Source organism: Vibrio sp. 1288 (assembly GCF_033344475.1).
This window is the reverse complement of record NZ_JAWPOX010000016.1, coordinates 55622-68371: the sequence shown is the minus strand read 5'-3', so window position 1 is coordinate 68371 and position 12750 is coordinate 55622. Positions and strand designations below refer to the sequence as shown.

The 12750-nt window shown below is 43.8% G+C and carries 10 protein-coding genes; 7 read left to right on the top strand and 3 right to left on the bottom strand.

The genetic code is table 11. From position 1 onward, the window contains the following. Window positions 1–47: 47 nt before the first annotated feature. The 4 genes from R8O11_RS13595 (at window position 48) to R8O11_RS13580 (ending at window position 6854) form a co-directional block, all read left to right on the top strand. Window positions 48–1016 carry a siderophore ABC transporter substrate-binding protein gene (locus R8O11_RS13595; RefSeq protein WP_053307880.1) on the top strand — a complete coding sequence of 323 codons (969 nt, stop codon included), beginning with the start codon at window positions 48–50 and terminating at the stop codon, window positions 1014–1016. 94 nt (window positions 1017–1110) lie between these two features. Beyond that, window positions 1111–3291, top strand: coding sequence for a TonB-dependent receptor (locus tag R8O11_RS13590; protein WP_170890000.1), 2181 nt, complete (start codon window positions 1111–1113; stop codon window positions 3289–3291). Between the two features lie 264 nt (window positions 3292–3555). Continuing rightward, window positions 3556–5166 carry an ATP-binding cassette domain-containing protein gene (locus R8O11_RS13585; RefSeq protein ID WP_005375287.1) on the top strand — a complete coding sequence of 537 codons (1611 nt, stop codon included), beginning with the start codon at window positions 3556–3558 and terminating at the stop codon, window positions 5164–5166. Beyond that, a complete protein-coding gene (locus R8O11_RS13580) occupies window positions 5163–6854 on the top strand; it encodes an ABC transporter ATP-binding protein (RefSeq protein WP_033906768.1) in 1692 nt (563 codons plus the stop codon). The genes R8O11_RS13585 and R8O11_RS13580 overlap by 4 nt, the downstream gene beginning before the upstream one ends. 203 nt (window positions 6855–7057) lie before the next feature. On the opposite strand, the gene R8O11_RS13575 is transcribed toward R8O11_RS13580, so the two are convergent. Continuing rightward, the gene (locus tag R8O11_RS13575; RefSeq protein ID WP_005385013.1) at window positions 7058–7846 is read right to left on the bottom strand and encodes an AraC family transcriptional regulator; all 789 of its coding nucleotides are present in this window, start codon (window positions 7844–7846) and stop codon (window positions 7058–7060) included. A gap of 98 nt (window positions 7847–7944) precedes the next feature. Between R8O11_RS13575 and R8O11_RS13570 the strand changes: the two genes are divergently transcribed. The 3 genes from R8O11_RS13570 to R8O11_RS13560 all read left to right on the top strand — a co-directional run bounded on the left by R8O11_RS13570 (window position 7945) and on the right by R8O11_RS13560 (window position 9898). Further along, on the top strand, window positions 7945–8850 hold the full coding sequence (locus R8O11_RS13570) for a DMT family transporter (protein ID WP_318194220.1): 906 nt from the start codon (window positions 7945–7947) through the stop codon (window positions 8848–8850). Between the two features lie 145 nt (window positions 8851–8995). Next, entirely contained in the window at window positions 8996–9481 is a 486-nt protein-coding gene (locus R8O11_RS13565; RefSeq protein ID WP_005375279.1) for an acyl-CoA thioesterase, read from the top strand. Between the two features lie 171 nt (window positions 9482–9652). Next, window positions 9653–9898: a hypothetical protein gene (locus R8O11_RS13560; protein WP_005375277.1), complete on the top strand. Its 246-nt coding sequence runs from the start codon at window positions 9653–9655 to the stop codon at window positions 9896–9898. Window positions 9899–10265: 367 nt separating this feature from the next. Here the strand turns inward: R8O11_RS13560 and malG are convergent, their stop codons facing one another. After that, window positions 10266–11156: a maltose ABC transporter permease MalG gene (gene malG / locus R8O11_RS13555; RefSeq protein ID WP_005375275.1), complete on the bottom strand. Its 891-nt coding sequence runs from the start codon at window positions 11154–11156 to the stop codon at window positions 10266–10268. Window positions 11157–11168: 12 nt separating this feature from the next. Beyond that, window positions 11169–12743, bottom strand: coding sequence for a maltose ABC transporter permease MalF (gene malF, locus R8O11_RS13550; RefSeq protein ID WP_005375273.1), 1575 nt, complete (start codon window positions 12741–12743; stop codon window positions 11169–11171). Window positions 12744–12750: the final 7 nt, after the last annotated feature.

Genomic DNA, 12750 nt, shown 5'->3' with positions numbered 1-12750 from the left:
TTACTCGCCTGTTTAAAGACAACTCACTGACAAAAAGGAAATACCCCATGTTTAATAGCCCCCTACGCTTGAGTATCGCGCTTGCTTGCTGCGCTCTAGGAACCTTATCAGGTTGCGAGCCGGAAATAACTAAAATTGAAGATACTCAGCCATTAGAAAAGCTCATCGTGATTGAACACAATCTCGGAGCAACTACTATTTCTCATCGCCCTCAACGAGTGGCAGCATTAGATATGAACGAAGTGGACTTTTTAGATCAGTTAAATGTTCCAATCTCAGGAATGGTGAAAGACTTTGTTCCTCACTTTCTAGCGAAATACAAAGACACACCTGAGATAGCGGATCTTGGTGCGATAGTTCAGCCTAATATGGAAAAGATCTATGCCCTAAAACCAGATCTCGTATTGATGACTCCGCTACATGCTAATCAGTATGAAGAACTCTCTCAACTCGCTCCGACTTTACATTTTGACATCAACTACCGTAATAGTCGTGACCATCACGTCGATACCATTAAGAAACACCTTGTAGAGCTTGGTGAGATCTTTGAAAAGCAGGAGCTAGCCCAACAGAAAGTTGCCGAAATCGATGCAAAAGTCGCAGAAGTGCGCGCTGTTACGAAAGAGCGTTCTGAAAAAGCTTTGGTTGTCATGCATAACAATGGTGCTTTCAGCTCATTTGGCGTTGAGTCTCGTTATGGCTTCGTTTTCGATGTTCTGGGGGTAAAACCAGCGAGTGAAAAAGTGGAGACAGGTTTGCATGGTCAGCCAATTTCTAGCGAGTTCATTAGCCAAGCTGATCCAGACATTCTTTACATCATTGATCGAACAGCAGTAATGGAAGGAAAGCCTGTCATTGATGCGGAACACTTAGCAAACCCACTACTCCGTCAAACCAAAGCATGGAAAAACGACAACGTCGTTTTTGTTGATGCCGATGCTTGGTACATCACTTCAGCAAGCATCACATCTCTAAAAATCATAATTGAAGACATCCTAAAAGGTTACCAAAGCTAAATCTAATAACAATGAGTTGGATCTTAAGTAATTCAACACTCAATCGACGTCAGAACGGATGTGAGCTAGCCCAAACAAAGAAAAGGAATCTATAATGACTCATGACTATCATCAGATAGCGATGGACTCTTCACAGAAAAACAAACCAAGCCCATGTCATATCGCCCTCTTTATTTCACTTCAATTTAGTACTTTTGTCGTACCAATTAGTATCGCTCAAGCTGAAGAAGTCGTAGATGAATCAATGACAGTTTATGGTGAAGCAAACAGAGTTTATGCCGCTGGCAAAGTTTCTCACGCGAGTAATATAGGAATGCTTGGCGACAAAAACTTCATGGAAACGCCTTTCAATACGATTGGATACACAGAAAAACACATTCAAGACCAACAAGCACGCGATATCTCAGATGTAATCTCAGCTTCTGATCCCTCTGTTTTCACCAGCGGTGAAACCGGCTTAAACAAAGAAAGTTTCAAAATAAGAGGTTTCAACTCAGACATTAGCGACGTTATGCTTAATGGATTGTATGGTATCGCTCCTTATTACCGAACCTCTCCTGAAATGTATCAACGTATTGATGTACTTAAAGGTCCTGCTTCTTTGCTCAACGGTATGCCACCGAATGGATCTGTTGGTGGCACCATCAACTTAGTGACAAAAAGAGCACAAGAAACACCAATCACATCTTTCACCGGCAGCTACTTATCGGACACTCAATTCGGAGGACATATCGATATTGGACGTCGCTTTGGTACAAATGAAGAATTTGGTATTCGTTTCAACGGTGCATTTAAAGATGGAGACACCGCGATAAACAACCAAAGCAACAAAACTCAACTTGCATCATTAAGCCTTGATTGGCGTAATGACATTGCTTTCCTTGAAGCAGATTTTTACTACAGTACAGAGCGAGTTGAAGGTGCAAACCGTGGGTTAAGCATCGCTTCTGGTCTCAAAATCCCATCACCTCCTCCATCTGACACATTATTGACGCCAAGTTGGGCCTACAATGATAGCGAAGATAAAGGGATGATGATTCGCGGGGAGCTAAGCGTTAGTGACTCTGTAACTGTATACAGCGCATTGGGTGGTAGCCGTACAGATTTTCATTCAAATGTACCGCAACGAATCAAAATCATCGATAACGAGGGTAACCTAGAGGTATCTCTCGGATCAGTTAAGCTTGAGAACAAACGGACTTCAGGTGAGATAGGTGTTCGTAGCAACTTTGACACTGGCCCAGTAGAACACCACCTTGTACTGAATAGTACTTACTTTAGAGAAGATAAAAATGATTCTCCAACAGGTAATAATAATCCAGCCCCTTGGAACTCGAATATTTATGATCCTGTTTGGGGACCAGAAAATTCAGTTTACGACAACTACTATGGTTTACCTATCGATTCAACTCAGGTCAGCTATGGCATTGCCGATACGTTATCTTTTGTTGATGGGAAATACCAAATCACGCTCGGCTTGCGTTACCAGAGCATTGATTATGAATCTGGAATAATAATGAACGGAATGTCGCTTCCTACCACCAAGTTTAAGGAAAGTACTTACACTCCCGCACTTGCAGCATTATACAAAGTTTCGAGCTCAGTTTCGCTTTATGGTAACTACACCGAAGGCTTAACGAATGGGAAAACAGCAGGCTCTAGCGCTGCAAACGCAGGAGAGGCTTTTGAACCCCAAAAAACCAAACAGACTGAAGCAGGCGTGAAGCTTGACCTGGACGGCTTTGCTCATACGTTCAGTTTATTTGAGATTAAAAAGCCAAATGGGTACCAAGATCCGGATACCAACATTTTTTCTTTCGGTGGTGAACAGCGCAATCGCGGTATTGAATGGGGGTTCTACGGCACACTATCAAAGGACTATACACTCATCGGTGGTATCGCCTATACAGATGCAGAGATTACAAAAGCAACAGATGTGACAGAGGAGGGGAAACAAGCAACTAAGCTACCCGATTTACAAGCTAAACTCGCATTAGAATGGAACCTCCCTGCGATGCGTGATCTCACGCTTATCGGCCAAGCGAACTATATGTCTGAACAATACATTGATGCACAAAACACTCAGGCATTACCTGCACAGACTATTCTTGATCTTGGCGCACGCTACAACTCAAAAATTGCTGAAACAAGCGTGGTTTGGCGCCTTAGCGTAAACAATGTACTGGATGAAGATTACTGGACAACCACCCACTATGCGGACCTAGCTCTTGGCGCATCACGTACAGTGATGCTGTCAGCTACTGCGGATTTCTAATCCCTCCACCTCCCCTTTAGCCTGCCTTCTAAGGGGGACTTACTCCCATTTGGCTGTTCATGAAAATTCACAACAAATCAAAGGAAGTACTCATCTTCAACATTCAAGCAGACAAAGAGCTCGCAACACCTACGGCCAAAGTTAATTCAAAACATAATCCATCAACGTCCACTTCCATAGGCTTTATATGAAAAACGATAAGAGCTCAATATGCTCTACCACGTTCTCCTTATTTTCGCTTGATAGGCTAGATAAGGTGACAATATGATAAGTAAAATCAGCCAACATTACGTTACGCCTAGCTTAATGCCAGCCTTAAAGCCATCGATTAAGAAGCTTGCTTTGGGAACGTTTTGTGAAGCACTTGCCGCTGTGGCAAAAGTTGGTGCACTGCTATGCTTGATAAACCTTATCGATAAATTTGCAAACCAATGGATTTACGGTGCCATAGGACTTTGGGCGGCTAGCGCACTTGCCTCATCAGTGGGCTCGTGGTTAGTTCATGATGCCGAGTCGCAGTTTTCCACTCGATTACGTCGCCAAGTTGCTCAGCACTTGACGCGCTTGCCAAGCAAGACCATCTCTCAATATGGTGATAATCAACTGCGTCGCATAGTTTCCGAAGACATCAGCACGCTTCACCACATGGTTGCGCATTTGCCTTCAGAACTCGTGACATTCATTGTCGTACCCGCAACTTCTATTTTTATCATGTTGAATCTCACAGGTCCGGTAGCGATGCTTACTCTGCTCCCTGGTCTAATTGCATCATTGTACTACCTACTCTTTTTACCTAGGTTCGCCGCTAAACATGGCAAAGAGCGCATGACAATAATGGGTGATATCGTTACCGCAGTAAACGACTACACAAGAGGTATCCGAGTAAATCGAATTTACGGCACGCAAGCAGGAGCACTCGACAGCTATAATGATGCCACAAGACGCTTTACTCACGGCATAGTGAAATGGGTTGGTAGCGTTGCCCTTCCAGCAGCAATTGCTACCGCATTACTTCAAGCGGTTTCGACTTTCGCAATGGCCTATACCATTGGCTATGAATTAAGTCCCGTGGCAATGGCGTCGCTATTCTTTTTTGGTTTGGCCGTCGTATCACCCGCACTGAAGCTTGGCCATGGATTGGACTACGTTAACGCAGGAAAGAATGCTGCAAAGAACATCAGCGACTTTTTACAGCAACCACAAATAGAAAGTGGCAGTTTGAGCGCGGGAGAAAAACCGCTATCACTACAAGCATCAAATATCGTAGTGGCTAATGGAACTGTTAATATTATTGATAACTTCTCCCACTACTTCCCACGGGGTTCATTTACAGCCATCATGGGGCCTAGCGGAGCAGGCAAAAGTACGTTACTACGTCTATTAGCAGGTCAAGAAACACCTCTTTCAGGCTTCGTTACCTTAGGAGGCAATCAACTGTCTAAACTCTCTGAGATATCCCGATACTCCGCCATACGCTATGTACCCCAAGATATCGGTGTACTCAAAACTACCATTAGGCAGAATTTGAAACTATCAACGCCAAGTTCAAGTGACGACGAGCTGAACCAAGCTTTGCAACAAGCTCAATTAAAGATTGACCTCAATTCTGATGCAAGCGTGCTTTCAGGAGGCGAGCAACAACGTGTCGCAATAGCTAACACATTTCTAACTCAAGCCAACGTTCTATTACTGGATGAACCAACCAGTGCTCTCGATAAAAATACGGCCTTCACTGTGATCAGAAATCTCGCGAAGTTTGCGAAAACACAAGACAAGATATTGATCATAATTACTCACGACTCAGAACTCGCGAAACTTGCAGACACTACATTGATGCTCAACAGAAAGGCTCAACGACAGGATGAAGAAGTATGACGGCTCACAATACCCTCTATTCCAATTCGACAATTCCACAAAGTGCAAAGCACCGTCTATATCGAGTCGCTATAGGTTGGGGACTAGTTGCATTATTTGAGGCAACGGCTTACACATTTCTTGCAATATCTATTGTCGAACAAGCTTCACCATTGAACGTCATAATAGCTGCTGTTCTAACTGTGATAGTTACCGTTATTGTAACTCGTTCTGGATTTCTCTCTGGTGCGAAACTGGCTGGGGATCTTTATTCATCAGTAGGTCATTCGCTCAGTAAAGCAAAGTTAGCTTGGTTTAATGATCAGCATAGAACTCAGCTCACTCAACTAGCAGAACGAGGAATACCTGGCTTTATGGCCATTCCTGCTCATCAGCTACAAACATTTTTACACGCTCCAATGTTACCCATATTTTTAATTATCGGTATTGGGGTCGTTGGAGGAGGTGAAATTGCACTACTCAGTGCCGTACTGTTACTAGTTGCACTGCTCGTTCAGTACAAGGCGCAAAGATACCTAAGTCGCTCAGATAGCGACCGACATGACGCAGAGCTTCAAGCGACTAAATCAACACTTGAGCTCATAGATCACCTTGAGTTACTTCGCTCAACAGCGGGGCCTGAGCGCTCAATCGAGCGTATTGAACAGAGTTGGCACGCACAAGAAGAAGCTCATTCAACTATTAATCGTAACGCTTCTATCGCAACCTTAGTATCAGGATTGGCAACGATTTTACCCCTTGCAGGTATCGCCATCTATCTCGTCTTAGAGCCGATTACTCAACCCTTATTAGTCTTGGCTTTATTGATATTGATTACCCGTGCAGCTGCACCTTTGGGTGAACTCGCGTTGGCAGGCTTTGCGATTAACGACGTAAAATCCTCAATTAAAAATTACGCTCAGTTAACGAATGTCCCTGTTCTGCCTGAGCCTAATCCTCAATTTGCAACCTCCCCCAAAAACCATAAGTTCGAACTGAACCTTGTGGGCCATTTAGATCTCTTTGAAGATGCTAGCACGGAGATCAAACAAGGTGATACCGTCGTCATCAATGGAGTCAGTGGCAGTGGCAAAAGCACTTTACTGGGCCTGTTTCTAAGGTTTGATGATCCTGACCAAGGTCTTATTTCGCTCGGAGGGATAGATCTAAAGAATATCCCTTATGACGTGCTCACCCAGCATATAGCCTATGTTGCTCAAGAACCGGTCATTTTTACTGGCACATTGGCGGATAACATTCGGTTAGGTAATCCCAATGCAAGTGATTATGAAGTTGAGAGCTTTGCAAGACACGCACAATTGGACAAACTTATTGACTCATCTCCTAAAGGAATACATCAAACAGTAGGACAAAGAGGCTCAGGGTTGTCAGGAGGTGAAAGACAGAGAGTCGCAATTGCGCGAGCTCTCATTAAAAAGGCGCCAATCCTCATTTTCGACGAAGCGACGGCAGCATTAGACGAAGCAACCGAAAAAAGTATTGCTCAACATATTCAAACATTGAACTCGACCGTGATTATTGTGACGCATCGCGATCAGAATATATGGTCACCCACATTGGAACTCACGATTGAGGGTAGAAGAGTTATAGTTGCACAGTACAACTCTACTTCCTTGAAAAGTAGGGACAAATTGGCGGCTGAAGAAACTAATAACAATCAATACTTAAATCTAAGCGGTGTCAATTGAGTTTTTTGTCACTTTAGCACATTGTATCATCTAAAGAATCTTACAGGCATGTTGTAAAGCAATGATAATAAAGCGAATTCTCAAGGTTATAATTCTGACTCAATCTGACACAAGATAGACGTAGGTCTTTCCAATACCATCAGCTTTTCGAGTCGGTCATCATACAGCGCATTGTCAATTTTTTTAAAATAGACTCTACACTTTTACAACAATCGATTCTTGTATTGCTCCGGTGTCATGCCGGAGTATTTCTTGAACATCGCGATAAAAGGGCTGGCTTGGTTATAACCTAACGTCAGAGCGACTTCTTTTACGGTCTGCCCTTTACGCAGCAACTCCATAGAATGTAAATATCGCACACGTAAGCGCCACTCAGTAAAGCTCATGCCCAACTCACTCTGGCAATGTCTCGCTAACGTGCGTTCTGTGGTATGCACTTTTGCCGCCCACTCCGCCAAACTGATCTCATCCGTCGGCGATTCTTCTACTGCTTTTAAAATCGGTTCAAGATACTTATTGTCGGTAGTCGGTAAAAAGTGATGTTCGACTTCTTGCTTTGCAAGCTGGTCCAATAACACTTGTACCAAGCGCTTGTCTTCATCAGTTTGCGCCACGTTAATGTCTCGCTGACGAAAGTCCTCAATAATAGATGACACGATTGGAGTCACTTTGATCAAGCTCGTTTTAGTTGGAAAATGCGCCGTCAATTCAGGGGCAATATTCAAAGAACAATATTCGATTGGCTTACGGTTGTAGCTAGTGTGACGAATTCCGGCGGGAACCCAAATAGCAAGATGTGGAGGTGCTAGAAATCTTGTGTCTTCTGCATCCATCTCCAGAATCCCACCGCTGATCAGTTGCACTTGCCCCCAAGGGTGGCTATGAATTCGTGTTTCTGTATTAGAGAGAAACGCTTCGAAATTCATAAATACATCTGATGGCGCACGATCGATTGATAAGGAGGGGTGAAGATTTCTGGCGCTCTTTTTCAAAATTGTCTTCCTATCGCTTACGATGTCTTTTAAGAGATACTTTTTATTATAAAGACCTGCCAGACTAGCGCCATCAATAATTGTGCTATAGGGTTCTCATGATTTATTTACTTCCGTTTTTCACCGTTATGATTTGGGGTGGTAACTCAATTGTGAACAAGATGGCTGCGAGCGCCATTGAACCAAGTGCGATGAGTTTCTACCGTTGGTTTGTCGCAATGGTACTCCTAACGCCATTTTGCCTGCCTGCAATCATCAAACAACGACACATTATTCGACCTTACTTAGCTAAGTTGGCGTTTCTTGCGTTACTTGGTATGGTTCTCAACCAGTCACTTGGATACTATGCCGGTTTAACAACAACGGCCTCTAATATGGCCCTGATCACCTCTTTAGTTCCTTTGATCAGTGTGTTTTTAAGTGTCCCATTGCTCGGTAAATCTATATCAATGTTAAGTATCGTCGGTGGTGTCATTTCGCTCGGCGGCTTGGCATTTATGCTTGGTCACGGTGATATCACTTACTTTTTACATCAAGACTTAACGCAAGGTGACAGCTTAATGCTCGTTGCTGCCATCGTATACGCGGCTTATTGTGTTCTGCTAAAACGCTGGAAAATGCCATTCAGTAGTTTGACTCTGGTTTACATGCAGGGCTTCTTTTCTGTTTTGATGCTCACACCACTTTGGCTCTCTAGTGAGCAACTGTTACCAAGCCAAGACGCGCTACCATTAATCGCTTATGCTGGTATTGCTGCTTCCATTTTCGCGCCGCTGATGTGGGTCAAAGCGATTGATTCAATTGGTGCTGATTCAAGTGCTATGTTCATGAACCTAATGCCTGTGGTTTCCGTCATACTTGCTTCAACACTAATTGGTGAGAAAATTTACGCTTACCACATTATTGGTGGGTTGTTAGTCATCTCTGGCGTTATCCTGTCGCAAATAAAAGTAAGACAGAGAAAACCATTGTCCAATTCTGAGATTGCCTCTACCGCCAATTAACATCTACACCTCAAGCCATAGAACTACGCTGTGGCTTGTCACTTCCAGCGTTCGAATAAAAGTTAATGTTTTGTTTCATTCGCTATTCCCGAAAATTCATCTTGCTGCTAAATTGGGAAAACAATAACCCATCAAGGAAAGACAGATGAGCAGTGGTCAAAGAGACATTACCCTTCGCTTTTTAGCAGAACCCAGCGACGTAAATTTTGGCGGAAAAGTGCACGGCGGCGCCGTAATGAAATGGATCGACTTGGCAGCGTACGCCTGTTCTGCAGCGTGGAGTGGTAAATATTGCATTACCGCATATGCTGGCGGCATTCGGTTTGTTGCGCCGATTCATGTCGGCAACTTAGTCGAAGTTAGCGCGAAAGTCATTTATACCGGACGAAGCTCAATGCACATTGCGATTGACGTGCAAGCTAGTGATCCAAAGCAAATGAAAAACAGACTCACCACTCACTGTATCGTTATCATGGTTGCTGTAGATGAAAACGGAAAACCAACCGATGTACCGAAATGGATTCCAGAGTCAGATGAAGACAAAGCCTTAGAGCAATCCGCTATCCGTCTTATGAACATGCGTAAAGAGATTGGGGAAGAAATGGAAGCACACGTTAAATATCTCAAGTAACTGGCATCCGTTAAGAACGCTATTAAGTACCTCAACGTTACCTAGACCCAGAGTGTGGAGCAACATCATGGTTTTGCCATTTGTTTCACGCTCGCCCTTCTCTGTCATAAATCCTTCACCTAGCTTTGCTTAAATCCATCCATTATTTTAGAGTTGGATAGAGTTTGGATCTTGAGACTAAAAGAAACGACCTTAAGTGAAGAGACGTTGACCAATTTAAAAGCGGTCGAGTACCAGTGGGTGAGAACCATGTACGTCGAGGGGTATAACGAAACAGAAATTAATCATTACATTCAAACTTGCTTTGGCGGTGACGTTACCTTTGCTAATCTATTTCGTCGCGTCGCACTGCAGCAAGAAAGTTTGTACACGCTGCTTCAATACGTTGGATGCGCACCTTCCAGCCGAGAGTTTTAATCTCTTCCTTCCCTACCTCAATTTAGCTTTTTACTAAGCTCTAGTTATTTATGTGAAGTGCTACGCAGGGCATTATTCAAGCCCTGTGTAATCCATTGCAAAGCCGCTAATCTCTATCTACTTATTGCACAATTGCCTTTAACAGGCATAAAAAAACCTGAGTCTAAACTCAGGTTATGGTTACAAAAACTGTTAGTGATTGAATCGTAAGGAACTAAGCTAACAGCCAGCTATGCGTAACGCCAATAAAAGCCAAGATATTACTGATCGGCGGCCAAACCAAAATTGTAATATCCGTGCTAAGTATAAGGGCGACCATGTGGTCGCCCTTTTCTAGTTATTCTTATCAATCTCAGACCACAAGAGATTATCCTTTCACACCACCAGCGGTTAGACCACCAACCAACCAGCGCTGCGCAAGTAAGAATACGGCAGTGATTGGCACTGCTGAAAGTACAGCAGCTGCGGCAAAGTCACCCCACAAGTAGTTTTGTGGATATAGGTATTGCTGCATACCCACTGCAAGTGTGTACGAGTCTACATCAGAAAGCAGTAGTGACGCTACAGGAACTTCACCAATTACCATGATGAACGACAAGATGAAGACTACCGCTAGGATTGGCACAGACAGTGGCAGCAATACCAAACGGAATGCTTGCCATGGTGTAGCACCATCAAGAGCCGCTGCTTCTTCTAGAGACGAGTCAATACTTTCGAAGTAGCCTTTAATGGTCCAAACGTGCAGTGCGATACCGCCTAAGTAAGCGAAGATCAGACCGCCATGCGTGTTCAGACCAAGGAAAGGAATGTACTGACCCAGTTTGTCGAACAACGCGTACAGAGCAACCAGTGCCAACACCGCAGGGAACATCTGGAAGATCATCATCGCTTTAAGAATGGTGTTCTTACCTTTGAACTTCATACGAGCAAACGCGTAAGCCGATGTGGTTGATAGCGCCACGATTAGGATTGCAGAAATACCACCCACTTTTACCGAGTTCCACAACCATGTCATTACTGGGAATGGTGGCGGTGTAACTGTACCGTCTGGATTAGTCACCGAGAAACCTAATGCCAATTTCCAGTGATCAAGTGTTGGGTTGTCTGGGATCAGGCTACCCGTTGCAAAGTTACCTTCACGGAATGAAATCGCGATGATCATCAGTAAAGGGAAAATAATCAGTGCCAAGAATGCCCACATTGCAATATGAGTAGCCCAAACACGATACTTTAATGACTTACCTTGTACCATTGCCATTGTAATTTCTCCTTAGTCCTGAGCTACTTTAGTTACGCGTAGGTTGATAAGTGCCAATGCGCCAACCAATAGGAAGATAAGCGTTGCTACTGCACTTGCTAGACCGAAGTCTTGACCACCAGCACCTTCGAATGCGATTCGGTAGGTGTAACTTACTAGCAGGTCGGTGTAACCCGCAGGCTCTGATGTACCAATCATGTTTGGACCACCGCCAGTCAACAACTGGATAAGTACGAAGTTGTTGAAGTTAAATGCAAAACTCGCGATCAACAATGGTGTTAACGGCTTCAACATCATTGGTAGTGTGATACGTGTGAAGTTCGTGACAAAGTTCGCACCATCAATTGCTGATGCTTCATATAAATCGTCTGGAATCGCTTTTAGTAAGCCCATACACAAAATCATCATGTAAGGGAAACCAAGCCAAGTGTTAACAATTAAGATCATGGTTTTCGCCATGAACGGATCAGAGAACCAAGCCGGGCTAATGCCGAATAAGCCTTCCAACAACATGTTGATCTCACCAAAGCTTTGGTTAAACAAACCTTTAAAGATCAAGATAGAAATAAACGCCGGAACTGCATAAGGCAGGATTAGCAACAAACGGTAAACTGAGCGACCTTTAAGTGCTTCCCACTGAACCACACTGGCAAGGACAAGACCAATAACAAGCGTAAATAATACGGTTAGCGCAGAGAAAACAATGGTCCAGATAAAGATACTGATAAACGGCTCTTTGATACCATCATCTTTCCAAACACGCTCAAAGTTGTGGGTACCAATGTTCACCACGAAACCTGGTGACACTGTGCTACCAACAAATTGACCGTTTTCATCGACAGGCTGGTAGTAACCTACTTCCATATTTGGACGTAGCGTTTCTTCAGTCCGGTTGTTGTAAAGCGTTTCACCATCTTCTTGTAATGTGTACAAAGGTACAACTGCAGCAAATTTGCGCAGCCCACTCATGCGGATATCATCACCACTTGGCAAATGTAAATCGACACTGCTCAACGCACTGCGGTTCTTAACAATCGCCTTGATTGATTCTTTTTCACCCGTTACTTCTTCAATTGGTGAAAGATCAAACTCCGATGCTGAAAGGTTATCAAGCTGAAAAGTCGGGCTTGCAAGTAGCTCACCATCTTTTTCAACCACAAGTTGATGGCCTTGCTCCGTTTTATACAAAGTGAACGGGTAGCTATCACCACTTTGGTAAGTTCGGTCCAAAAGTACGTTCTGAGCGCGATCAAAAGAGAGTTGGTTCTTCGCGCTATAGTTGGTAAACGCCAAACCTATGGTGTACGCCAAAGGGAAAAGAATGAAAAGGATCATCCCTGCTATACCAGGGTAGATGTAACGGTGTGCGTACGTCTTTTTACTACCAAAGATGAACAACGCTAAAGCGGTAAGAATGAGCGTAAGTAGTGCAAACGCAATCTCACCGCGAGAATACATAAGGATTGTTGCGTAGCCATTGATGATGCCGACTGTGCCTAAAAGTGACCATTTCATGAACACTTTTTTGCTGCTCGGAAGGCTGGCTTCTGGTGCTGTCATAGCATTTGTACCTTGAACTGACTGCATAGGGAAC